The organism is Chryseobacterium turcicum (genome assembly GCF_021010565.1).
Lineage (GTDB): Bacteria > Bacteroidota > Bacteroidia > Flavobacteriales > Weeksellaceae > Chryseobacterium > Chryseobacterium turcicum.
Genome location: NZ_JAJNAY010000001.1, coordinates 1,446,820 through 1,471,717 on the forward strand (window position 1 = coordinate 1,446,820; position 24,898 = coordinate 1,471,717).

Below are 24,898 nucleotides of genomic sequence, written 5' to 3' on the forward strand. Positions count from 1 at the left end.
CCCGTTTAAAATATAGAATAATCGAATTGGCTTTAGCCAAAATCTATTTTCAATAATAAAATTTACTTCAATATTGTCATCCCGATTTCTATGACAAACTGAGTGGGCTGAATTTGTTCAATTTAATTTTAATGTAATCATGAATAATTTGTTCGACGAAATCCAAGATTTCCCCATCAACATTCTTCCCAAAGACGGCGTCGCAGAATATTACGGAAAGATTTTTTCTGCTGAAGAATGCGAAGAATATTATCACTATTTATTCAACCAGATTCCGTGGGAAAATGATGAAGCAATTATTTTCGGAAAATTGATTTTAACCAAAAGGAAAGTAGCCTGGTTTGGAGAAAAAGCATTTGAATACACTTATTCAAACCGAACAAAATATGCAAAACTTTGGACTCCGGAACTATTAGCTTTAAAGCAAAAATGTGAAGAAATAACAGGAGAAACATACAATTCTTGCTTACTGAATTTATATCATAATGGAGGCGAAGGAATGGCCTATCACAGTGACGGTGAAAAAGATTTGAAAAAACATGGAGCCATTGCATCTCTCACTTTTGGAGCAGAAAGAAAGTTTGCATTCAAACATAAAATTTCTAAAGAAAGAATTGATATTCAGCTTGAAAATGGAAGTTTATTAGTGATGAAAGGAACGACTCAGGAAAACTGGCTTCACAGGCTTCCACCTACTACAAAAGTAAAAACTCCAAGAGTAAATCTTACTTTCAGAACGATTGAAGAATAAAAAATAGCGACAGTAAAAATGCCGCTATTCTAATTATTGTAATTTTGTTCTAACTTCTAACTTCTAACTTCTAACTTCTAACTTCTAACTTCTAACTTCTAACTTATTTCAAAACCTCAACCTCAATCGCCGAGTCTTCAAAAACCTTAATAAACGCTTTTGTATAATCCTCTTTTGTTGCAAAATTAGGATTGTCTAAAAACTTCTGTGGATTAATCGCAAACAACGGAAACCAAGTTGAAGAAATCTGAATCTGAATTTTATGCCCTTTTTTAAACGTATGAACAACATCCTGCAGTCTGAAATTAACGGCAGTTTTCTGATTGGCAACCAAAGCTTCACTTTTTTCTCTTGAATTTCTGAATCTTGCGGGCATAATTTCGCTTCTTACCATTTGATGATAATTTCCATAAATGACACCTTCTTTTTTTTCAGTAGGCTTAAAGTCTTCAGGATAAACATCGATTAATTTCACTGCAAAATCGGCATCGGTGGAAGTTGAAGCAATATTTAATTTAGCCATGATTTCTCCTGCGAAAGTCATATCTTCTGTTAAAACATCGGTAGTGAAAGTCAAAACATCGGGTCTTCCCACTGCAAATCTTTGGTCTTCCGACATATAATTTCTTGGCGTAAATCCGTTAAAATCTTTCAGATTATCCGAACTTAAAACCGGATTATTTGGGTCACTGTAATATTCTGAAGAGCCTTGTCCTGCTGAATTTTTCAAAGTTTCGTTTGCTAAATAAAAGTTTACTTTCTTTGCTTCTTTTGGTGGATATGTTGCAAATTCTCGCCATTGCTTTACTCCGGTGTCATACATTAAAGCTTCGGGTAAACCGGCATCCTGTTTTGTATTTCCTTTTAAATAATGATTGAAAAATTTCGTTTCAACATTTTTCTGATAATACGTTGCAATACTGTCTCCGAAATAGATTTGATTGTGAAAATGTTTTCCTTCTTCACGTCCCCATCCGCCGTGAGAAAAAGGTCCCATTACGATGGTATTTTTAGCTTTTGGGCTTGTTTTTTCAATCGTTTTGTAAATATTTAAAGGCCCTGAAAGGTCTTCTGCATCAAACCAACCTCCAACAGTCATTACCGCATGATTAATGTTTTTCAGATGTGGTAAAAGATTTCTTTTCTGCCAGAACTCATCAAAATTGGGATGGTTCATTATTTCGGTCATAAAGAAATTGTTTTTATAATATTTCTCGTAGCCATCTTTCAAGGTTCCCAGGTCTCTGTAAAATTTCAAACCGTCTTCGGAAGTCGATTTAATCATAGAATCAGAATACCAAGCCTTATTTTCTGCTTTTGTTTTCTGAACTCCGAAAACAGGAAACGTTTTAAAATAACCTAACATAAATCTTCCATTGTGCATAAAATCGTCATTCCAGAAATCGGAAATCGGAGCTTGTGGAGAAGAAGCTACCAAAGCCGGATGTTGCGCTAAAGTTCCTACAGCTGTGTAAAATCCAGGGTACGAAGTTCCAAACTGGCCGACTTTTCCGTTGTTGTTTTTAATGTTTTTTACCAAATATTCTACCGTGTCGTAGGTATCTGTACTTTCGTCAACATCTTTTTTGGTTTTTCTTTCAACCTGTGGTGTCATATTCGTAAAAACTCCTTCACTCATATATCTCCCACGAACGTCCTGATACACAAAAATATATTTGTCGTTCATCAGATATTTATTGGGACCAAGACTTCTGCGGTATTCATTTTCTCCGTATGGAGCGATGCTATAGCAGGTTCTCTGCATCAGAAAAGGATATTTGTTTTTATTAGAAATATCTTTCGGTGTATAAACCGCTGTAAACAGTTTTGTCCCGTCACGCATCGGGATATAGAATTCCTGTTTGGTGAAATTGTCTTTTACATACGTGTCCTGCGGCTGAGTCTGAGCATTTCCAAAGATGATAAGCAACAGCAGTAAAAATGAATATCGGATGTTCATAGTTGAAATTTGTCGCTAATTTAATGATTAATTAGTTTTGAATATAATCCTTTTAAAAATGAAGTTTTTGGTAATGAAAAAGACCAGAATTTCTTCTGGTCTTTTGTTGTGTATGATAAACCTTGTCAAGGTTATTTTTACTCTGAATATTAACCTTGACAAGGTTTCGCTTTTAGTACTTTGCTATAAACACTGCCTTTTTACAAGTCGCTCTGCTGGGGCAACCAATGGGCTAACTTTAACATAGCCACTGATTTTTGAATGTTCTGATTATAAATTTTCCTGAGTCCGTTTGATAATTCATAGGCTTTTTTAAGGTCATGATACACCTCAAATAAGATTTTTACTCTTTGTTTTTGTGATAAAGCCCACTTTTCTCTGGTTTTATAAAGCAGGTATTTGCTTCTTGCCAAAAGTTATTTGCGGGTGTCACCGTTTTGAAAAACTTCAATTACTCATTATTTAGTTTAAATAGAAAAACCCTCAACACTTAGAAGTATTGAGGGCTTATCATATAAATTATTGCTCGTCTTATTATAAAGCCGTTGCAGTATAAGTTACTGTTTGTGTATAAGTTCCGGCTGGTTTACCTAAAATATCAGAAGATGATGATTTCGCTGCAGGAATTGTGTAATCCAAATTCAGCGTTAATGCGCTTCCAAGTGGAGCATTTGCCACTAAAGTTTGATCAGTTGCAGATAAAACAACCGCGCTTTTTGTTCCGCCCATTGTTCCGGCAGCTGTAGCCGCTTTGATCGTCAAAACATTTACAGGGATTAAGTTAACTCCATTCATGAAATTGGCACCTCCTGCTTTTACTTTCACATTAAAGTTTTTCGTAGAAGTAACTTTTAAAGAGTTGGCTTTATTGATTGTTTGATCTGAGTTATAGTCTGCAGCTGTAACATAGTTAAAGTCAACGGTATTACCAATTGCAGTACTTCCTGCGTCGATTGAAATTACATCATTCAGAGTAATGTTTACTGTTGTAGTAGCGGTTGTATTTTGAGCTTTAGCATTGTTAGTTCCTAATACGATTGCTCCGATAGTTAATGCTGCGATTGCGAATTGTTTTGTCATGGTATTAATTATTTAATTTTTTATTCTTGTTTAATTGTTCTCTTTTGAACACTACAAATTTACGGTGGCAATAAAAGTTTGTTCGTAGTTGAAAATGGAAGTTCATGTAGTAAAATAACTACACGCTTTATTCATTTGCTTAAGTAAAAAAGCCCTCAACACTTAGAAGTGTTAAGGGCTTATTATATAAATTGTTGCTCGTCTTATTATAAAGCTGTCGCAGTATAAGTTACTGTTTGCGTATAAGTTCCGGCTGGTTTACCTAAAATATCAGAAGAAGATGATTTCGCCGCAGGAATGGTGTAGTCCAAATTCAGAGTTAATGCACTTCCAAGTGGAGCATTTGCCACTAAATTTTGATCAGTTGCAGATAAAACAACCGCGCTTTTTGTTCCACCCATTGTTCCGGCAGCTGTAGCCGCTTTGATTGTCAAAACATTTACTGGGATTAAGTTGGTTCCATTCATGAAATTAGCACCCCCTGCTTTCACTTTCACATTAAAGTTTTTCGTAGAAGTAACCTTCAAAGAGTTTGCTTTAGTAATGGTTTGATCAGAGTTGTAGTCTGCTGCAGTAGCATAGTTAAAGTCAACATTATTACCAATTGCAGTACTTCCTGCGTCGATGGAGATTACATCATTAAGGGTGATGTTTACTGTTGTAGTAGCGGTTGTATTTTGAGCTTTAGCATTGTTAGTTCCTAATACGATTGCTCCGATAGTTAATGCTGCGATTGCGAATTGTTTTGTCATGGTAGTAATATTTTAAATTTTTATTCTTGTTTAATTGTTCTCTTTTGAACACTACAAATTTATGGTGGCAATAAAAGTTTCTTTGTAGTTGAAAATGGAAGCTCATGTAGTAAAATAACTACACGGTTTATTCATTTGGATTCAAATAGAAAAGCCCTCAACACTTAGAAGCGTTGAGGGCTTATTATAAAGATTTTTGCTCTTCTTATTATAAAGCAGTGGCAGTATAAGTTTACTTTTTGTATGTAAGTTCCCAGCGGAGCAAAAGGGCCGTGGATGCTTTTTCTCCCCAAATAGTGCTGTCAACAACTATCTTAAATTGGCTCTATTATTTTATAATCTTGCCAATTTATTGTAATGATTATTAACTAATTTATGTTTTGTTTATCATGGATTTCTGTCTTAAAGATTAGATGATTAACTTTAAAACTACTTTTTATAATATATGTCCTATAAAAGCGGCTGCAGCTGTCCAATCCGGATTACGATCCTGAATTACGTTGCTTCCGACAATTTCAAGAGCAATACATCCATTAATTGCATTTGCTGTAATTATTTTTTTAATTCATCTGAAGAAAGATTAGCTATATAATCATCTGGAATTACAGTTAACTTTTCTGAATTTGTAGGATTATCATTCAATTCAATACTTAAAATTTCCTGAAAATAATGGGCAATTAATTTAGATCCCTGAAATTCCAATTCTCTTTTTAAGTCTATTATTTCACCAGCAGTTACCAAATTAGTAATCGCATTAAGATTTATATCATGAACAGAATACAAAGCTTCTCCCGTATTAGAAGTTGTAATGGTTATATCAATTTTAAGAATGCATTTAGATTTTTCAAGATTTACTGTTAGAAGTCTTTTAAGGGAAAGAATTGAATTTTAGAAAATAAAGAAACTTTCATTTGAATGAAGATAATTTTTTAACCATTAGATAGAGGAGTTTTTTTATTATTGAGAAATCATTTTTGATGATCTTCTTTGATCTATTTAAGAACTTGGGCTTATAATTTTAAAAATCAGCTATATTTGCCAACAATTGTTAAATTCGAAAGAATTCTTCTTACTTTAGTTAACAGTCTATAATGATTCACGCATGCCTACAAAAATTATTAGAAATCTTCAAATCGGAATAGTACTTTCACTGGTGCTGCTTATCACAAGTTCCATAGCATCTTATATCAGCATTCAGAAACAGATGAAAAACCGGGAGAGCTTTATAAGAAGCAAAGAATCCATCATTTTTGTAAAAGATATCTTAAATTCTCTTCTGGATGCGGAGACTGGTAACCGAGGGTATCAGCTTACTCATCAGGAAAGTTTTCTCGAACCTTTTAATACAAGTAAACTTAAATATCAGTCGCTGGTTTCTAAAGCCGGCAAACTTAATATTACAGAAAAAAAACAGACGGATATATTTCAAAATTTATTGCGTACATCACAAGCGATGATGGAAGAAGGTGTTTTGCTCATAGAGAAACATAGGAAAGGAAATTTAATTACCGCACAAGAACTTTTACAGAATAGGACAGGGATGGATGCCTGTCGCAGGTTGGTTCAGGAGTTTGTTAAGCATGAGGAAGCTCAGCTAGCCATCACAAATAGAGATTTGAACAGGTCTTCTATATGGACAGTATTATTTATTGTTTTTTCCGGTGCAGCAGCCGTCAGCGTGACTGTTTTTATTTACGTACAATTGAAATCTGATATTAAACGCCGAGACAGGTTGGAAAAGGATCTGTCTTATGCGAAGGAGTTGCTGGAGGAAACAAGTGAGGTCGCACAGGTAGGCGGATGGGAAGTCAATATGAAATCGGGTGAGCTGTTTTGGTCTCAGAGCACAAGAAAAATTCACAAAGTGAATAGCAATTTTCGACCAAATTTTGAAAATTTCCTCGGATTCTTCGAAGGGAAAAATGAGGAGAGAGTAAGATATCTCTTCGATAAGGCTGCAAATGAAGGATTGGCTTTCGATGAGGAGCTTCAGCTTTTACGCAGTGACGGTATTACGGTATGGGTAAGATTGAAAGGGATTCCCGAATTGGAAGGAAAGGTCTGCCAGAGAATTTTTGGAACCATCCAGGATATCGATTCTTACAAAAAGATGTTGCTGGAAATTACAAAGAAGGAAGCGATGATGCAGTCGTTTGTCAAAGATGTTCCTGTTCCTTTGGCGATGTTTGATAAAGATCTTAATTACATTGCTGTAAGCAGCAGATGGAAGGAGGAATTCGGAATAAACCGTAGAGAATTTATCGGGCACACTCTTTTTTCTAGTACGTTTCCTATGATTGAAGAAAACGGAATGGATATTTATCAGAATGCATTATCAGGAATTACTTATGTGAATAAAGATTTTACGCTGGAAGTGAAAGGCAGGAAAGATATTCAACATTATGACCTCAAAGTTGGACCATGGTATCTTGATAAAGATCAGGTAGGAGGGATCATTATTTCTATACAAAATATCACCGATGAGGTTAGGATAAATGAAGAGCTTAAAAATGCGAAAGAGACTGCTGATATGGCCAGCAGAGCAAAATCTGAATTTCTCGCTAATATGAGCCATGAAATCAGGACGCCATTGAATGGAGTCATCGGATTCTCAGACCTTCTTTTGGAAACCCCTCTCAATGAAACACAGACACAATACCTGAAATACATCAATGATTCGGGAGAAAATTTACTTCATATCATCAGTGATATTCTAGATTTTTCGAAAATTGAATCAGGAAAAATGGAACTCTTGATTGAAGAAAGCAACCTGAATGAGATGTTGGATCAGGTTATTAATGTTATTCTTTATCAGTCTCAAAAGAAAAATATTGAGCTTCTTCTCAACGTAGAGCAGGGTCTTCCAACGATGCTTCTTATTGATGAAGCACGTTTAAAGCAGATTTTAATCAATCTGCTGGGGAATGCGGTGAAATTTACAGCAAAAGGAGAAATAGAGCTGAAAGTTGAGAAATTGCAGATGGATGAGAAAAATATCGTTTTACGATTCTCCGTAAGAGATACAGGAATAGGAATTCCTGAGGATAAACAAAAATACATTTTCAATGCATTTACTCAGGAAAACAGTTCTATTAGCAAACGATATGGGGGTACCGGTCTGGGGCTTACGATATCGAACAATATTCTGGGATATATGGGAACGCATCTCTTATTGATTAGTGAACCGGAAAAAGGGTCTACTTTTTTCTTCGATATCGAAATTCCTTATCTGATGACTGAGCCAGACGATGAGATGGAAGTTGCGATTGAGAGCGCACTGGTTGTGGATGATAATGAAACGAACAGGATTATTCTTGAGCATATGCTTGCTCACAAAAATATAAGATCTACACTCGCTACCAATGGAATGGAAGCATTGGAAATCCTGATGAAAGGCGAACGATTTGATGTCATCTTGATGGATTACCACATGCCCCTGATGTCTGGTGTAGAAACAATTGAAAAAATAAGAGTACTCTTCAATGAGCGGAAAGAAGTAACTCCATTTATTATACTCTCTTCTTCTTCGGAAGAGAAAGAGATTAGTAACACCATTCGCGATAAAGACAATTCATATCTGCTTTTAAAACCGGTAAAATCAAATGATTTATTTAAAACTTTACGTAAAGCAGTCCACCGCAGCGTAGTTGATTTAACGCCGATTCAGTCTGAAATGAATTCGTATTCGTTCTCTCAGGACCTTGAAATTCTGCTGGTCGACGATAATCCCATCAACATGATACTTAATAAAAGAATGATGGAATCGCTTGCTCCAGATGCAGTTTTAACGGAAGCAGTCAATGGAATGCAGGCATTAGAAGCATGCCAGAAAAGACATTTTTCTATTATACTGATGGATGTGCAGATGCCAGTAATGAATGGTATCGAAGCAACAGAACAGATTCGGATGCTTCCTGGCTATGATAAAATTCCAATCATTGGTGTGACAGCAGGTAATATAGCAGGTGAAAGAGAAAAATGTCTAGGATCAGGCATGGCAGATTTCCTTCCAAAACCTTTCAAGAAATCTGATCTTCAGGAAATATTACAAAAATATATCGGTGCTGATAGCAATACTAAAAATATAAATCAGGTTGTTAATGAGACGGTACCCTTATCAGAAATAGATATGAAACTGTATATCAACATCGATATGCTGAACGAACAGACAGGGGATAATTCTGATTTCAGGAAAATCTTTCTTGGGCTTCTGATTCAGGAGCTTGTTAGCGCAGAAAAAAACGTAAAAAAAGCAGCAGCAGAACAAGATATTGCAGAAATAAGGTTAATTCTTCATAAACTTAAGGGTACTGCCGGGAGTGCCGGATTTTTTAAATTGTCGGAATGTGTCCTGAAATGGGAAATGGTAAGTGATAATGAAATAGATTTATTTGTCTTGCAGAGTGATATACAACATGAAATAAAAATGGGATTAGAAATTGCAAAGGATTTGATAAAGTAATTTTCGTCATTACACCTAATTCTGCAGAAAAAGGTACCATGAGAATGGATAGAAGGAAGTATAATCAAGATCAAAAAGTTTACGCAGACCTTTGCGAAAGTCATGACGTTTTGAGATGGATGGTTACAACTGTACAATTAGCAGCACGACATCAGTTTCATCAAAAATTAGTCTTTATTTAATTTTATAACAGGCTATAAGTTAAAGCTGAAAATTTTTTCAAAATTATCCGCAACTGCTTTTCATATTGTTTTTTTTCTTTAATTTAGACAATCTGAAAAAGCATTTGCTTCGCTTCAGTCTGAATTGAACTTTTGGTTAAATCCAGACTGCACTTTGTAAAGCTTTTTCGGTAGCATAAATTTTAAAAAAAATGATATTTAAAGGACATTTAGATTTACTATTACCGCCCCTACATTTTAATAAATTAACAATATCTTTAGAAAATGAAGATAAAAAACAAATTAAAAAAGAATATTTTTATAAAGAAAATAGAGTTGTTAAAATTATAGATTATTTTAACAATATATATTCAGAATATGAATATTTAAGCAATGCTAATTATTCTGTAAAATTTCATCTATTTGAAGAGTCAGTAAATGATAAAAAAATTGATTCCATTAAAAAATTCACACTCAATGAAAACAAAATAATAAGAGAAGATCTTATTACTATTGAAAATAATAAAGAAGTTAATATTTATAAAGGTGAATTTAATTATTCTGGAGATTATTTATCATTTGAAAGATTTAGTTATGAAGATGGGGAAGTTTATAGGATAGAACATAAGTGGAATGAAAAAAGGACAATTAATAAAATTGAACATTTAGACGAGCCTACCAAAGTTGAATATACTTTTGACGATAATAGATTTCTAATTGAATGCTTACAATTTAAATATAAAGGAAGTGTTAAGAAAACACTTTATGAATACAAAAACGATAAACTTTTTAAGTTAATTGAATTTCCTGATCTCGAATACAAAAAAAACATTTTTGGAAAAATTAAAATTATTGAAGAGGCACAATTTATGAATGAAACTGAATATTGTTACTATGAAAATGGATTGGTTCAAAAAGAAATAATTAGAGATTATGAGACAAAAGAAATTGTTGACGTAATTCATTATGATTATGAATAAAAATTTCGGCTAACACGGCTAACCGTCGCATAAGCCTAAATTTTTGAATTATTCTAATATATCCAATCAAAAAACAACCTCTTTTAAAGCGATTTAAGAGAGGTTTGGTTTTTAATGAAGAAAATATTTTTGCTTTTTAGGATGCGTATTTTTGAAGAAAGGCTCAGATTATAATACACTCATCAGGTTTCTGGACTTTTAAACTAAGAGCCTGTGATAAGTTTTATTAATTTAATTCTGTATGATTGACTTTTGATTTATTTCAATCATTTTTTAATATAATGTCTTGGAATATAAAGATTTAGCAGCTTAAAAGGAGAGGTGTTGATCTGCTAAATCAGCAAAATCTGCGAGATAAATTATTTTCATTTAAATTTAAACATTCTCTAAAAAGATTTAAGGTTATGGTGTTTTTTTTTAGATACCTCAAAAGATTACCTATAGTAAAAGTGAAGCCATTCTTAGAATGACTTCACTTACAATATTTCAAAATGTTTTTTTAACTGTTTATTCAGCTTCTATCACTCCACCTCTTGTGATAATTGGGAGTTGATCTGTAGTCTCAGAAGCAGTTATAACATCATCAAATCGGACTTTATTATCCTCAATTTTTGAACTTGGAATTTGTTTTAAAATTTTCAAGTGATTTTGATAGTTCCTAATACCAATTGAAATTTGGAATGAAAAATCAGATGTTTTATAAGCTTTACCTTTGTAATTGATGGTCTGTACACCGCCTTTCACTTTTTGGAAAAACTCTTTAAACATTTCAATACTATAAGGGTTATTAGAAAAATCTGCAATATCCAAAGCATCATAATCAGCACTTAATGCTGCATGGCTGTGACAGGATATACACGATGCTCTTTGATTGTCAACAGGGCCATTCATTCTACCTCCGATTCCTAAATGGGTAACGTATGCTTGATCTAGATTGTTTATGGATTTGTCATTTCTTATCAGTGAAGCATTAATGATATTTTCTGTGAGTTTTTCATTTATAAAATCATTTGGGAATCTATTGATATCATTCAGTTCATCAACATCATTATCCCAGCCTATTCCCACCGGTTCAAGTTTTTCATACCATTTTTCTCCTTTCTTGGCGTTATTATAGATAAATGTTCCAAATGCCCATTGTGTGTGTTTGGCTCTGGAATCTTTTACAGCAATATCCAGTTGAATCAATCTTACCTTTTTTACTAACTTACCGTTGATATTTTTCTTTACTGTATTATCATAGATGTGAGCATCCCATTCCAAACTTCCTTTCAGGAAAGGCACTTCTTCAACAGGTGCATCAGTGAAAATCAGTTTAAAACATACTGTTCCTTCCGGAAAATCAGATTCGTCAATATTTGGAGCTTTCTCTTTCCATACTTTTCCAAAGGTATATCCTCCGGGCTCATTGTAAAAAGAAACTGCCCAAGTCTGTGAAGGATTTGTTTGCAAACTATGCAACTGACCTGGTCTGGAAGTAATTTCCTGAGTAAGTCCTCTCAATGCCTCTCTTCCTGCACCAACGTAGAGCGAATCTTTGTTTGCATTGATAATGTATTGATCATCATTATGCATCCAGGGTGCATGATACCATTTTCTTTGTGTGTTTTTTTGCACTCTAAAATCATTTTCTACATTCCCTTCAAGACAATATTTTAAAACGGTATTCATGTAATCCTCATACTTATTCTTGTCTGTAAAATCGATGTCCTGCCATGGATATTTAAGGTTAGAGCCATCGTAACTCTGCGGATAATCTTGGCTGAGTTCGAAAGTTTTTCCTGAATATCCATCTGGTACTTTATAAAAAGTATTGTAATCCGGAAAACGGTCTTTATCGTTCGAAAAAAGCTTTTGAGTAGCAAAGAGTAATTCATTGTCAGATAATTTTTTGTTCTCTTTACAACCTATTGCTATAAGCATAAGCAGCATAGAGCAAAAGATTGCTCTTGTTTTTGTAGTTTTCATAGGTACTCGTGATTTTTGGTTAAATTAAATATAATAAGCTCGCGTCTGAATTGCCGCTGGAGCCGACATACTAGTACGAACCGCAAAAGCCGGACTGTTGCCAATGAGAAACTCCATATCGGTTTTCATGATGTGATCAGAATTTCCATAAGTCATTTTTACTCGTTTTTGGCTTTCTTCTTCCGTTAAAAAATGAAGTTTTGTAGGTTGTAAAATATTCCACCTGCAGCCGATTAATTTATCTTCAAATTTTCCATATTCTGTGATAGGAGAGAACGCAGACATTTCAGGAATAAGATCTTCTACATTTGCAACACAGGTGAAAATTGATTCTTTGCTGTCTTTAGGGTCATTGCACGTAACTTCCCATGTATTTTGTCCGGGAACATTCAGAGAAGGGAGATTTGTGGTAAATGTTGTCTTAAATTTTGGTTCGCCAAATAATTCGATTCCAGCTTTTATTGCCATATCTGCATCGCAAGGAACGTGAACTCTTTTATGTCCCATCAATTTGGTTTGCTCTTCGCCACGAAGGTATTCTTCTGCACTTACGAAAGCTACAGTATCTTTCTGAGATTCCGGATAGCAAACGATATTAAGTTCTATTTCCTGAGTTGTGCTTGAGCCGTTTGGAAATTGTCCTGTATAATTTTGAAAATTAAAGCTTACGATTGCTTTTCCATTAAAATCAGAAGCAATAAGTCCTGTATTCTCGAGGTATTTTAAAACTTTTTTTCGGTCTACAAGAAAAGCGACTTCAATGTTATATAAGGTTGCGTAATAAAACGGTAATCCAAATCCTTCAGGAATTGGAGGGAGTTGATTATTCATGGTAAATAGTTTTTAGTTTTAAAAATATAATTCTACGGCATCAAAAGTTACCGTAGAATTTTTAATTATTCAAATTTTATCCTTTATGATAAGGGCATCCGGAAGGTGGAGTTACGCTTTCAATTGAAGCAGGTATTGTCATGCTCATCCCTGAAGGCGCATTAAAAAACTGTTCTTCTATTATTTTTCTTTGATTTGCAGGAATATCTTCTATTTTACGAAGTGTATTCACCTGAATGTGTGGCCAGCTTGTCGTACCTCCATCATTTCCAAAATCAAATTCGAAAAATATAATCTGCTCGTATTGCAACTGAAGGATTTCTTTCCCATCTTCAATCACAGTTTCAATCCAAAGATTAAAATCTATTTCAACGGTAGGTACAAAACGATTAACAAAAGGAACATTTAGAATTCCACCTTGCGCTCCAGTTTTCATTTTTGATGATAATTGAACAAGTACATAATCGGTAACATTTTGTTCGCTCAAAGTATCTCTTAATCGCATATCGGGTCTTACGCAATAAGGATATAGCTCATTGGCCAATATTCTCTGCGTATAAATTTTGTTTGAACCAGGATCGTTTTCATCATTTAAAGTCTCATGAACCCATGCCGGAGCCGGTTCGTCGAGGTTTATAGCACCTCCAGCACCTCCCATAGTTGGTGAGATAGCAAGATGAGGTGGGTCCCAAGTTGCAAGACCGGTAGGGAATTGGGGAGCGCCGTTTCTAAGGTAATATACTTTATTATCTTTACTTTCAGGGGTAATATCTCCCAATACGGTAATGGTGCTTCCGTGAGGGATAACTCCACTTCTTGAGATAGAATAATCAGGAATAAAATAAGGTCCTTTAATTCCATCCATTGGTTTTATTTCTTGTGCAGGAATGATCTCATAATATTGCTGTCCTTCTTTTAATTGGCTTAAAAGAATGTATGAAGAATTACCGTTTTCGTCTTTTACTTCAACCAAAGGCTCATTTCTGTATTCTCCTTTATATCCGTATTTTTCAAAATCTTCATTAGAAAAGGCATGAATTCCACGGTCTCTTTTAATGGTTTCTTCAGTTGCAGCGTAATTGTAAACGTCGCTTAACCAAAGATACATTCCGTTTTCTTCGTGAATTCCGGCATATTGTAAATCTGGATTTCCTTCTACTTTATTGACGCTTTTAATGGTTTGATCGTATTTTACAGCGCCACAAAATAATTCTGTTGCACCACCACGGTTACGAACACCACCCGGAACGATTTCGAATGTTAATTTTTCAATATATTCTTCAGTATCAAAACTGAATTTCCCCGGAATTGTATTTTGATTAGTACCCGGAGAAGGCATAATCGTTGTATGAATTCCGCTTCCTAATGATGGTCTGTCAATATTTTTATTGTAATTGGCATTATAACTTACCCAAGTTCCATCCAGTGCTGCTAAAACTCCATAATCAACATTATTTGCTATTTCATTTAGGTTTTCTTCTCTGAAAGGTCTTACAGGATCATCAATTAATAGCTTTGAGTAGCCATCCATTAATTGCTCTAAATAACCTTTTTGTTCTTCAGGTAAAGCTTTTAATAATCTCGCGTTAAGATCCTGAATAATCTCTTTTTTTCTTTTTAACATGGTATATTAAGTTTATTGGTTGTATTAATTTGTTGGATACTCAAAAGTTGGCCCTGCATTGTATTGAGAATCTAATGGTTGACTCATCAATCCGATTGCTTGTTCTTTTAATGCATACATATACATTACTGATTTTGGCAATTCTTCAGCATTTCCTTCTACCGCAGCCTGAATTGCATCCAACAATTTTTTGTAAGTCATATTAAAAGCTTTTCCTTGCTCAAATAATGCTGGATTTGATTGATAATCTGCAATTTTAGGATTGGGTTTCATCGGGTAAGCGGCGCTCCAGTCAACAGGAAGAGGTTTTCCGACCGGTGGAGTAGTAACAGGCATCATTCCGTTTTCATCTGTAAAAGGACTGTAATCTCCGCCAACATAAAAATGCTCATGGAAAACCTCTTTAAATCTAAAATAATGCGCCAGTTCGGCACCTTCCTCAAACTGAGAAGAATCTACATCAAAAATAGAATCATCCGCACCTTCACCTTGACCTTTAATTTCCTGAAAGACAAGAATTACACCTGCTAAAGCATCAACCGGATGCAGTTTTCCACCGCTTCCGTAATATTGTTCCGGACGGATTTGTTTTGCGGGATCTCCGGTGAAAATTCCGCCTTTGTTTAATTCTTCAAAATTCTGTGGAAGTGTTCCGTGTTCTTTGTAATAAGCAATGATTTGGAAAACAACAATGTAAAAGAATAATACATCGTAATATTCACCAATTGTATGAACATTCTGCATCATAAAATCTTTCATGTTTTCCAGATTCCAGAAATTATTTTCCTGTACTGCACTTCTTGAAAGTAAATTAGAAGTTTCAATTTCAGGAGTATATTTCGGAGCCTTTACCAAAGGATTGCTCGGGCTTTCAATAGCGATAAAAGTCGCAATACTGTTTGATGAAAATGTTTCTAAACCAACGTAGAAATCAACATTCATAGGCAATTTCATTGGATAGCTTGGATAATTTTGTGGTCTGTTTACCGATGGCTGAATACTTACTGCATTCATTACATTACAAACCATGATCATGTGAAGCATTTCTTCTACAGCGACACTTCTGATGATTTGTGAAGCTAAAACATTGGTTCCGTCTTTAATGGAATATAAAGCTGTAAGATATGGGGGAATTGTAGAATGCTCAATCAGAATTGCAGTCTGTAAAAGATCCTGTAAAATAGGACGGTAATCTAATTCTATTAATCCTTTTTTAAATTCAGAAAGTTGTCCTTTTGAAAGTTCCGCAGAAGGTTTTAAGTTTGAAATTTTACCAGAAAATTGTGAACTTAAATATGCATTAAATTCTTTAATCTGATTATTTAATAACAGGTTTGTGAGTGTTTTGCTGTGGTATTTTAATCCTTCAATCCAGTCTTGTTTATTTATAGTTGAATCAAATAATAATGACTGGAGTGAAATAGCTTCTGCTTCGATTGTATTTTGCGCTAAAGAACTTCTTGAAGAAATATTAGTTTCCTGAGGTTCTGTTTTATTGATAAGTCTTTGTCTCATGGTTTTTATTTTAAAATGTTTTCCAGATCTTTCAAAATGGATTCTACTGAACGAATGGTAAATGCTGATAAGGTTAAAGTAGGATTTGAAGTTCCCAAAGTGGTCATGTTTCCTGCACCAACGATATATAAATTCGGGTGATCCCAAGCTTTACAATAACTGTTGGTTACAGAGTCTGATGCGTCGTGACCCATTCTGTGAGTTCCCACGATATGACCAGCTCCGTTGTAAGAGTATCTTACATTATTGTAAATGAAAGTGTTGTTATCTGTAGCGTTGTACTTTGTAAAATCATCAATTCCTAATCTTTTAAACATTTGGTCAGAAGCGAGTTTTGCCTGTTCCATGGCTCTCATTTCATAATCCGTTAGTTCATAATTGATAACAGGACGCGGAATTCCCAAAACATCCAAATATTGATCATTTATGGTGACTCTGTTGTTTGGATTGGGTAGCTGTTCAATTTCAAAATGGAATAAAACCTGTCTAGAAAGTCTGTAAGCCAAAGCTTCTTTTAATTTTTCACCGAAAAGACCTTGTCCCAAAAACTCTGAAAGATCAGATCCCGGCGAGAAAGTCGGCCAGCTCCATCCCCAATTGTCAAGAGGAGAGATCCAAGCAGAAAAATCGCTTCTGAAATTTCCGTCACGGAAAGACGAAATATTGGTGGTAGAACCGGGTCCTCTGTAAGAATAAACGGGATCTGGGAACAGTCCCCAAGTCAGCATTACCATGTGATCCATCAAATTTCTTCCGACTTGGTCGCTGTTGTTGGCGACAGTTTTTTCAACTTTTTGCCCGTCTTGAATAACGGTATATTTTGAATTTAAAAGAATTTTAGGATTTTCAAAAGCATTGGCTGCAAGGATTACAATTGAATCATTTGTATCTATTACTTCTTCAATAAAATCTGTTTTTTCCTTAGAAATATATCTTCTCAAATGAACTTTTGAGATTTTATCATGATCATGCTGATTGACACTTAATTTATAAACAACACTCTGCGCTTGAACCTGAATGTGAGGATTTCTCTGTAGATTTTTGTTTTTATTGACTTTATATAAAGCTTTTTTCAAAGTCTTCAAAGCATTATATTTTGCCTGAACCGGGCAGATAGGAACACATGAAGCATTTCCTTCGCAACGTTCTCCCTGATAAGGATTCCATACTGCACCTAAAGCCTTATACTCTTCATTTTCAATATTGTTTAATGATAATTTATATCCCGATTCTGAAGAATTAGCTTTGATTAATTTTGCTTTTCCATAAGCAATATTTGGAGTAGAGTTTCTTCCCTGAGGCGAAGGAACCATCATCAACGGAATGTTCTCAAAGTTCAACTGAACTGAAGTTCCGGAAAGTCCTTTTATGATTTGGTTATCCATATAACTTTGCGGAATTTCATCCATAGGAAAAACATAGTCTTTACCATAATATTCTTCCATGCTTTCTTTAATAGGGTATTCCTGCGCTGCAACATTTCCTGAAACACCGATTTCAAATTCCGCCATTTCGTAATAAGGCTTCAAAATATCATAATCGATAGGCCAATCCATTCCTCTGCCGTATTTTTCTTTTAATCTAAAGTCATTGGGAAGCATTCTCGGTGTTGTTCCCAACCAGTGAAGGGTAGTTCCACCTCCAACACGGATAGCATCACTTGCAAAAGGCATGGGGCCCAACTGTACCAAATATCCTTTCTTATCTGGAAATGGTTGAACAATAGGCTGCATATCCAAAACATTAGGCGAAGGAGCCTGTTTCAAATCCGGGTATGGAGAATTCGGAACTTTTGCTTCTTCCATGTAAAATTTACGGATATAATCATTATAATTGACCATAGAAGAGGCGGAGTCTAGCTCCAGTCCGGCTTCTAATCCGGCTTCATACATTAGAATTGATAATTCTTTATATGTTTTTGAATCGTTCATTTCTGAACGGTGAATCATTTTTTTTGTACCTGTATCAAAAACATGATCTGTTAAAAGCTTGGCAATCAAAGATCCAGCAATTCCGGTTCCTACGATGATTACATCTTTTTTTGGCTGTATTTTTTCTGTCTGATTCATGAATTACTGTTTACAGGTTTAAGATTCCAAGATTTAAAGCCGGGCTGTTTTGCTCCTGGTGGATGAGCGTGCATGACGTTCCAAACCAATCCTTCTTTGTAAGATAAATCGTTGACGTAAACACCTTCCCAAGTTCCCAAATACCAAAGAGTGATTACACTTTGAGCGATTCCTTGAGTTGAAGGTGCAGATAAAATTTTAGCAGAAATTACATGAGTCAGTTCTTCTTGAGTTTGAGAATTTTCAATACTATTTTTAGAAATATTCAAGAATTCTATGAATGTTGCCAATTCGATATGATTGAGAATATAGCTGTAGTAAATTTCTGCTAAACCAGTAGATTGAAGTTCATTAAGGGTAAATCCTGTGAGAGATTCTGAAATTGTCATGAACACACCGTAGTAGTAATCATCGACGTTGAGGATTTTGTTATTGATAATCATTTTGTAAAATTTGGTGTTAAAAAGCCATCCTTATAAATCATTATGAAGGCTTTAATACAATTGGAATAATAAAATAAAGAATGCCAAGTCGTTACTTAGCTAAAAAAGTTATAATTTCTTTTTGTATACATAGTTGTTAGTTTTTATTAATTCAAAAATATAGAATCAGTACTGCAACTACTTCCGTATTTATACGTAAAATACGAGTTGTCAGATATTTGTAATTGTTATAAATAAAAATTACTTCGGTCGGAAATAGAAAAGTGCTAAAGCCTCCATTTCACGCAATGATTTCTACCAAATTTCAGGAACATTTTAAAGAAGAACTCATAAAGATTTTGACAGTAGGATTTAAGGCGGAGCTTTACTGTTTTTTGACATAAATTTTTGCTTGAAATCTTATCGTTTTTTTTCGTTGAATAGGTAAAATGAGTCGATGAAAGCAGATGTTATTTTATAATCTGTAAACTTCAGAGCAAGATTTTTATCATTTTATTAATCCTTTTTTGAATAAGTAGGAGTTATTGTGTTTACAAGCCTGTAATTGTGTTTATAAATAAAAATTTTATAAAAACTTATTTGTATAAATACTATAATGATATTTATTTATTTTTAAATAATTTAGCGGCTAGTATGATGAAGTATATTACTCCTGATAATGAGATGGGAAGATTGAAAAAATTAGAATTTTTTCATCTCCTGAACTTAGGTAAAGACCCCCAATTTGATGTTTTTGCAGAGACTGCATGTTTGATTGCCGATTGTCCAGCTTCTTTAATTGCGATTATGGAAAGTGAAACGCAGACCATCCAAAGCTGTATAGGTCTTGAAATTGATTCTGTAGAGCGCAAGAATACGGTTTGCCAGTATTCGATAGCAAGCGGAGAAGTGGTGATTATTAATGATACGCTTTTGGATGAGAGATCTAATAGCAACCCATTAATCTTGCAAGGAGGGATACGATTTTATGTAGGAATACCTTTTATTGACGAAGAAGGCTTTGCATTAGGAACACTTTGCGTGATCGACTATAAGCCTAGAACAATAACAGAGAGTCAGATTACAGCACTCAAAAAGCTTTCAGATGTTATTTTGAATCTTTTAAAGGTAAAGAGAAAGACAATTTATGCAGAGTATTTTCAGCAGCTCTTCAATATATCCAATAATCTGATTTGTGTTTTAAATGACGAATTGAAGCTTAAAGATTTCAATCCTGTAGTAGAAAAAATATTTTCTTTAAAGAAAAAAGAAGCGATTGGGTTTGGTTTCGACCAGGTTTTTGGTGAAGATAATGAAGAGCTTTCAAAGCTTAAAAACTTTCCAGAGAATGGTCAGGAAGTATCTTTTACTACTTCTACACTCATTGAAGACGGTAGTTCTGTGACGATAGAATGGTTATTGAAGCCAAATCAGGAAATTTCTGAAGTTTTCTGTTTCGGAATCAACATTACCGAACAAATAGAGGAAAAACGCCAGTTGGAAAGCTCGGAGAGACGCTTCAGAAGCTTCTTTGAAAACGCTATCGGTTTGATGAGTATGCATGATATGGAAGGCAATATTCTCGCTGTTAATGAAAAAGGGAGAGAAACATTACAATATTCTATAGATGAAGTAAAAGATTTAAACCTTAGAGATCTTGTTCCTGAGCATAGGTGGCCTTTTTTAAACCAATATCTTGATCGGATTAATAAAAATAAGGAGGATTTCGGAACCATGATTCTGAAGGCAAAGAATGGGGTAGAGCACATCTGGATGTACCACAATCTTGTTGAGATAGATGAGGAAGGAAAGCCTTACATAGTGAGCACTGCATTGAACGTCACCGAAAGAATGACCTTAGAGAAAGATTTGATTCACACAAAAAAAATGCTGGAGCAGACAAGTTCTGTAGCTCAAGTAGGAGGCTGGGAAGTAAATTTAAAAAAAGACACTGTATTCTGGTCTCAAAGTACCAAAGAAATTCATAAGATAAGTAACGATTTTCAGCCTAACTTAGAAAATGCTATTGGTTTTTATAAAGAAGATAGCAGAGAAAGAGTTAAATTTTTATTCAACAGAGCGGTAACAGAAGGAATTCCGTATGATGATGAATTTCAGCTGGTGCGTAATGATGGTGTTACAATCTGGGTTAGGGTAAAAGGAATTCCGGAATTTGAAAATGGTGTTTGCATCAGGGTTTTCGGGATAATTCAGGATATTGATGTTTTCAAAAATATGTTTCTGGATATTGCTAAAAAAGAAGCAATGATGCAGTCGTTTGTAACGTATGTTCCCGTTGCAGTGGCAATGTTTGATAAAGACCTTAATTATATTTCAGTAAGCAGCAGATGGAAAGATGAATTCGAAATGAATGAGGCTGACATTATAGGAAAGAATATTTTTGTTGTATCACCAGACATTCCTGAAGAACGAAAGGAAATTTATCGTGATGCTTTGCAAGGTAAAACTTATATCAATGAAGATCTTGCAATCAGTATTGAAGGCAAAGAAGAAATTCAGCATTTCGACTTTAAGGTGGGGCCATGGTATCTTTCAGATAACGAAATCGGAGGGGTGATTGTGTCTGTACAAAATAGTACCAATTCTGTACACACCAACGAAGAGCTTAAAAATGCAAAAAAAATGGCTGATATTGCAAGTAAAGCAAAATCAGAGTTCCTTGCGAATATGAGTCATGAGATACGCACACCTCTCAATGGAGTGATTGGCTTCTCAGATCTTCTTTTGAGAACTCCTCTTAACGATATTCAGACCCAGTATCTTAATTATATTAATGAATCGGGGGAAAACCTCTTGAGCATTATTAATGATATTCTTGATTTTTCTAAAATAGAATCCGGTAAAATGGATCTTCTGATCGAGAAAAGTGACGTTTATGACATCGTAAGTCAGGTTATTAATGTGATTCTGTATCAGTCTCAGAAAAAAAATATAGAACTCCTTCTTAATATAGAGCAAGGGCTTCCAAAAACTCTGTTACTTGATGAATCGAGATTAAAGCAAATTCTTATCAACCTTCTGGGGAATGCCGTAAAGTTCACGGAACAAGGCGAGATTGAGCTTAAAGTAGAAAAACTCAGCATGGATGATAGCAATATCGTTTTGCGATTTTCTGTAAGAGATACAGGAATTGGTATTCCCATCGAAAAGCAAAAACATATTTTTGATGCTTTCACTCAGGAAAACAGCTCTATCAGCAAGCGTTACGGAGGAACCGGTCTCGGTCTTACCATCTCAAACAATATTCTTGGTTATATGGGAAGTCATTTGTCATTGATCAGCACCCCTGAGAAAGGTTCGGTATTTTTCTTCGACATTGAAATTCCTTATGAAATATCAGAATTGAAAGAAGAAGACGAACTTACTATAGAAAAAGTGCTTGTAGTAGATGATAATGAAGCCAACAGAATCATCCTTCAACATATGCTTAGCTATAAAAATATAGAAGCTACACTGGCTGCCAACGGAATGGAAGCTTTACAGATACTGCTGAAAGGTGAACATTTTGATGTGATATTGATGGATTATCATATGCCGGTAATTTCCGGATTAGAAACCATTGACAAGATCAAAGAGCTATTTAATGAGCGAAATGAGACTTCACCATTGGTCATTCTTCATACTTCTTCAGAGGAGCACGATGTCATTAATTCTTTCCGGAAGGAAGATAATTCTTATTTCCTTTTAAAGCCTATTAAATCTGATGATCTTTATAAAACACTCAGACGTGTGGCACAAAATAATGTGACAGAAGTTGTGGCTCTGGAGCATTCTGAAGAAGATGAGTTTTCTTTTATGAAAGAGCTTGAAGTACTCTTAGTAGACGATAACCAGGTAAATATGGTGTTGAATAATAAAATGATGAGATCGCTTACACCTGATGCTAACCTTACAGAGGCGGTAAACGGCCTTGAAGCTTTGGAAAAATGTAAGAAAAAAGTTTTTTCTATTATTCTGATGGATGTACAGATGCCGATGATGAATGGTATTGAAGCTACACAGCAAATCCGTCTCTTACCCGAATATAAAAACGTACCCATCATTGGGGTTACAGCAGGAAATGTCTTGGGCGAAAAAGAAAAATGTCTGGAATCGGGAATGAACGATTTTCTACCAAAACCTTTGCGACAGACAGATCTTTCAGAAATGCTCAAAAAATATATTGCCATTAAAGAAGATAAAAGTGTTGAAGCAGAAACTGAAATATTAACTGGGAAATACATCAATATGAATATGCTGAATGAGCAGATTGGTGATGATGACGATTTCAAAAAAATATTTTTAAACCTTGTCATTAACGAGCTTGTCCAGACAGAGAGTAATATTGCAACCACAGCAGCAGAAAAAAATGGGAACGATACCAAAATGATTCTTCATAAGCTTAAAGGCACTGCCGGAACTGCTGGCCTTTTCAGGCTTTCAGAATGTGCATTAAGATGGGAAAAAATAGCAGATGAAAATATAGATTTTTCAGCTATGGAGAAAGAAATAAAAGAAGAACTAACAATAGGATTAAATATTATAAAAAGTTTAGTAAAATAAAATCAAAAGCTATATTCATTTTAATTGCTGCTAAAAGATTTTTCAGAATACGTTTTCGTTAAAGATGGGTCGATTCAGAAAAAAGATATCTGATAACGCAGGGAATTCGTGAGCTTAGCTTCTGTCTATCTCTTGATCTCCAGTTCTGTTCGTAGAATCACTTTTCACGAACGAAACTGGAAATCAGAGTAAAGAATTTTATTGTGATGTATGAAATTCCACGATTTCTCGAGATGATAAAGCGGGAAATAATGGAGTTTTTACTAATTATACAGTCTAAGAATTTCCACCAATTCGGGTACGGATCGTATTTCCAGTTTCTCAAACAATCTGTTTTTATAGGTACTGATCGTCGATGAATGGAGATTGAGTTGATTAGAAATTTCTTTGAGGGAAAGACCTTCTGCAATTTTATTAGCAATTTGCAATTCACGGTCTGACAGCGCTTCAAAGGGTGAGTCTTTTGTTGTACCGGCTAATGATCCTAAAAACATTGCTTCTTTTACAACTTCACTTGCATATCGACCAGTATTGAGCATCGCCGTCAATGCAGCTTCAATTACAGCATACGAGCTTTGTTTGCTCAGATAGCCACCTGCTCCCATCTTTAGATAACGCATTGCGTACACCTCTTCATCCTGAGAAGAAAATATGAGAATTTTTAAGTTAGGTTGGTGTATTTTAATATAATCAATCGCTTCCTGAACAGAACCATTAGGCATATTAACGTCCATAATGGCCAAATCCAATTCTTCTTTTAGAATTGCTTTGTACAACGATTTATAATCCTCAACTTCTGAAATTATAGCAGCAGGTAAGAGTCGTTTGATGGTTTGTATCAAACCCATCCGTACGATACCATGATCGTCTGCTACAATAATACGAGCGTTTACTTTTAAAGCCATTATTCAGTAAATTTTACAAAAAAAGGGAAACTGTAGTACCTGCATTTTCAGCGGAAATGATTTGTATGTTTCCACGCATCAATGATACAAAATTTTTAACAATTTTCAAACTTAATCCAGCTCCTTTCTCACCAGAAGTACCTTGGAATATGGGATTCTCATAAGTGAAGATCGTAGATACATACTTTTCAGCCATTCCCGTTCCAGAATCGACAACAGAAAGTATGACCTGATCACCTTCTGTAACTTCCTGCAGGTAGATATCTTGCCCCGGCAAAGAGTATTTCACTGCATTGTCGAGAATTTTGTCTAAAACATAGTCAAGCAACAATCGATCGGTTGTAACAAATGCATTGGAATCTCCTTTAAAATGAAATTTAATATTTTTTTCTTTTAATTTGGCAGCATATTTTTCTTCAAAATGGTGAAAAAGATCCATCACTATGATTTTCTCAGGTTTAATCTTAAACTCCCCGTATTGAGTTTTTAACCAGGAAGTACTGTCCTTAATGGTTTGCAGATTCTTCTGGGCATCGCTTTTTATCTGCGGCAACAAGTTGAAAAAATCTTCTTCACTTATAGTCTTTTCTTCCAGCGCTTCTATAATCCACAGAAAATTTCCAAACAGCTCTTTTGAATCATGAGACAACATCGAGATCAGTCCGTTTTTAAAACTGATTTCACTTTCCAGTCTTTCGTTTTTTAATTGTAGTTCGTTGATAAGGTCTTTCATAAATTAAGTATCATAGCTTTAAAAAAATACAATCCAGTATTTTTCAAAGTATAGTTTTTTTTGATCTCTATGCCAAACCATTTTCTCATCATATGAGTTTAATAAAGGTTTGGTTAAAAAGT

The 24,898-nt window shown here is 34.6% G+C and carries 17 protein-coding genes; 4 read left to right on the plus strand and 13 right to left on the minus strand.

Translation table 11 applies throughout. The features are described 5' to 3' along the window. Nucleotides 1–139: 139 nt before the first annotated feature. Entirely contained in the window at nucleotides 140–751 is a 612-nt protein-coding gene (locus tag LO744_RS06675) for an alpha-ketoglutarate-dependent dioxygenase AlkB family protein (protein ID WP_230668219.1), read from the plus strand. Between the two features lie 103 nt (nucleotides 752–854). Here LO744_RS06675 and LO744_RS06680 read toward each other — a convergent pair whose 3' ends face one another. From LO744_RS06680 to LO744_RS06695, 5 genes are all read right to left on the minus strand, one after another. Then, nucleotides 855–2,711, minus strand: a complete 1,857-nt coding sequence (locus LO744_RS06680) for a CocE/NonD family hydrolase (RefSeq protein WP_230668229.1) — start codon at nucleotides 2,709–2,711, stop codon at nucleotides 855–857. A 200-nt stretch (nucleotides 2,712–2,911) separates the two neighbouring features. Continuing rightward, nucleotides 2,912–3,124, minus strand: coding sequence for a transposase (locus tag LO744_RS20455; protein WP_394799509.1), 213 nt, complete (start codon nucleotides 3,122–3,124; stop codon nucleotides 2,912–2,914). A 121-nt stretch (nucleotides 3,125–3,245) separates the two neighbouring features. Then, entirely contained in the window at nucleotides 3,246–3,791 is a 546-nt protein-coding gene (locus LO744_RS06685; RefSeq protein WP_230668232.1) for a peptidoglycan-binding protein LysM, read from the minus strand. A gap of 206 nt (nucleotides 3,792–3,997) precedes the next feature. Beyond that, nucleotides 3,998–4,543: a peptidoglycan-binding protein LysM gene (locus tag LO744_RS06690; protein ID WP_230668236.1), complete on the minus strand. Its 546-nt coding sequence runs from the start codon at nucleotides 4,541–4,543 to the stop codon at nucleotides 3,998–4,000. Nucleotides 4,544–5,095: 552 nt separating this feature from the next. Beyond that, on the minus strand, nucleotides 5,096–5,326 hold the full coding sequence (locus LO744_RS06695; protein WP_230668239.1) for a hypothetical protein: 231 nt from the start codon (nucleotides 5,324–5,326) through the stop codon (nucleotides 5,096–5,098). A gap of 319 nt (nucleotides 5,327–5,645) precedes the next feature. On the opposite strand from LO744_RS06695, the gene LO744_RS06700 reads away from it, so the two are divergent. Together LO744_RS06700 and LO744_RS06705 are read left to right on the plus strand one after the other, a co-directional pair. Further along, the gene (locus tag LO744_RS06700; RefSeq protein ID WP_230668244.1) at nucleotides 5,646–9,005 is read left to right on the plus strand and encodes a response regulator; all 3,360 of its coding nucleotides are present in this window, start codon (nucleotides 5,646–5,648) and stop codon (nucleotides 9,003–9,005) included. Nucleotides 9,006–9,378: 373 nt separating this feature from the next. Next, complete coding sequence (locus tag LO744_RS06705; RefSeq protein ID WP_230668247.1) at nucleotides 9,379–10,146, plus strand: hypothetical protein; 768 nt, start codon at nucleotides 9,379–9,381, stop codon at nucleotides 10,144–10,146. Nucleotides 10,147–10,653: 507 nt separating this feature from the next. Here the strand turns inward: LO744_RS06705 and LO744_RS06710 are convergent. The 6 genes from LO744_RS06710 to LO744_RS06735 all read right to left on the minus strand — a co-directional run bounded on the left by LO744_RS06710 (nucleotide 10,654) and on the right by LO744_RS06735 (nucleotide 18,596). Next, the gene (locus LO744_RS06710; RefSeq protein ID WP_230668250.1) at nucleotides 10,654–12,114 is read right to left on the minus strand and encodes a hypothetical protein; all 1,461 of its coding nucleotides are present in this window, start codon (nucleotides 12,112–12,114) and stop codon (nucleotides 10,654–10,656) included. Between the two features lie 24 nt (nucleotides 12,115–12,138). Next, nucleotides 12,139–12,945, minus strand: a complete 807-nt coding sequence (locus LO744_RS06715; RefSeq protein ID WP_230668253.1) for a hypothetical protein — start codon at nucleotides 12,943–12,945, stop codon at nucleotides 12,139–12,141. Between the two features lie 76 nt (nucleotides 12,946–13,021). After that, nucleotides 13,022–14,569, minus strand: a complete 1,548-nt coding sequence (locus LO744_RS06720; RefSeq protein WP_230668256.1) for a peroxidase, FMP-type — start codon at nucleotides 14,567–14,569, stop codon at nucleotides 13,022–13,024. A 24-nt stretch (nucleotides 14,570–14,593) separates the two neighbouring features. Continuing rightward, on the minus strand, nucleotides 14,594–16,084 hold the full coding sequence (locus LO744_RS06725; RefSeq protein WP_230668259.1) for a ferritin-like domain-containing protein: 1,491 nt from the start codon (nucleotides 16,082–16,084) through the stop codon (nucleotides 14,594–14,596). A gap of 5 nt (nucleotides 16,085–16,089) precedes the next feature. Further along, entirely contained in the window at nucleotides 16,090–18,153 is a 2,064-nt protein-coding gene (locus LO744_RS06730; protein ID WP_230668261.1) for a GMC oxidoreductase, read from the minus strand. Then, nucleotides 18,150–18,596, minus strand: coding sequence for a hypothetical protein (locus tag LO744_RS06735; RefSeq protein ID WP_230668264.1), 447 nt, complete (start codon nucleotides 18,594–18,596; stop codon nucleotides 18,150–18,152). The genes LO744_RS06730 and LO744_RS06735 overlap by 4 nt, the downstream gene beginning before the upstream one ends. A gap of 633 nt (nucleotides 18,597–19,229) precedes the next feature. Here LO744_RS06735 and LO744_RS06740 point away from each other — a divergent pair. Then, nucleotides 19,230–23,138, plus strand: coding sequence for a response regulator (locus LO744_RS06740; protein WP_230668267.1), 3,909 nt, complete (start codon nucleotides 19,230–19,232; stop codon nucleotides 23,136–23,138). Nucleotides 23,139–23,401: 263 nt separating this feature from the next. Here the strand turns inward: LO744_RS06740 and LO744_RS06745 are convergent, their stop codons facing one another. Beyond that, nucleotides 23,402–24,043 (minus strand): response regulator, encoded by a 642-nt coding sequence (locus LO744_RS06745; RefSeq protein ID WP_230668269.1) that lies wholly within the window; start codon nucleotides 24,041–24,043, stop codon nucleotides 23,402–23,404. Nucleotides 24,044–24,056: 13 nt separating this feature from the next. Beyond that, nucleotides 24,057–24,776, minus strand: a complete 720-nt coding sequence (locus LO744_RS06750; RefSeq protein WP_230668274.1) for a sensor histidine kinase — start codon at nucleotides 24,774–24,776, stop codon at nucleotides 24,057–24,059. Nucleotides 24,777–24,898 lie beyond the last annotated feature (122 nt).

Coding starts and splice junctions, on each gene's coding strand:
- LO744_RS06675 (WP_230668219.1), top strand. CDS start 140: ATGAATAATTTGTTCGACGAAATCCAAGATTTCCCCATCAACATTCTT.
- LO744_RS06680 (WP_230668229.1), bottom strand. CDS start 2,711: ATGAACATCCGATATTCATTTTTACTGCTGTTGCTTATCATCTTTGGA.
- LO744_RS06685 (WP_230668232.1), bottom strand. CDS start 3,791: ATGACAAAACAATTCGCAATCGCAGCATTAACTATCGGAGCAATCGTA.
- LO744_RS06690 (WP_230668236.1), bottom strand. CDS start 4,543: ATGACAAAACAATTCGCAATCGCAGCATTAACTATCGGAGCAATCGTA.
- LO744_RS06700 (WP_230668244.1), top strand. CDS start 5,646: ATGCCTACAAAAATTATTAGAAATCTTCAAATCGGAATAGTACTTTCA.
- LO744_RS06705 (WP_230668247.1), top strand. CDS start 9,379: ATGATATTTAAAGGACATTTAGATTTACTATTACCGCCCCTACATTTT.
- LO744_RS06710 (WP_230668250.1), bottom strand. CDS start 12,114: ATGAAAACTACAAAAACAAGAGCAATCTTTTGCTCTATGCTGCTTATG.
- LO744_RS06715 (WP_230668253.1), bottom strand. CDS start 12,945: ATGAATAATCAACTCCCTCCAATTCCTGAAGGATTTGGATTACCGTTT.
- LO744_RS06720 (WP_230668256.1), bottom strand. CDS start 14,569: ATGTTAAAAAGAAAAAAAGAGATTATTCAGGATCTTAACGCGAGATTA.
- LO744_RS06725 (WP_230668259.1), bottom strand. CDS start 16,084: ATGAGACAAAGACTTATCAATAAAACAGAACCTCAGGAAACTAATATT.
- LO744_RS06730 (WP_230668261.1), bottom strand. CDS start 18,153: ATGAATCAGACAGAAAAAATACAGCCAAAAAAAGATGTAATCATCGTA.
- LO744_RS06735 (WP_230668264.1), bottom strand. CDS start 18,596: ATGATTATCAATAACAAAATCCTCAACGTCGATGATTACTACTACGGT.
- LO744_RS06740 (WP_230668267.1), top strand. CDS start 19,230: ATGATGAAGTATATTACTCCTGATAATGAGATGGGAAGATTGAAAAAA.
- LO744_RS06745 (WP_230668269.1), bottom strand. CDS start 24,043: ATGGCTTTAAAAGTAAACGCTCGTATTATTGTAGCAGACGATCATGGT.
- LO744_RS06750 (WP_230668274.1), bottom strand. CDS start 24,776: ATGAAAGACCTTATCAACGAACTACAATTAAAAAACGAAAGACTGGAA.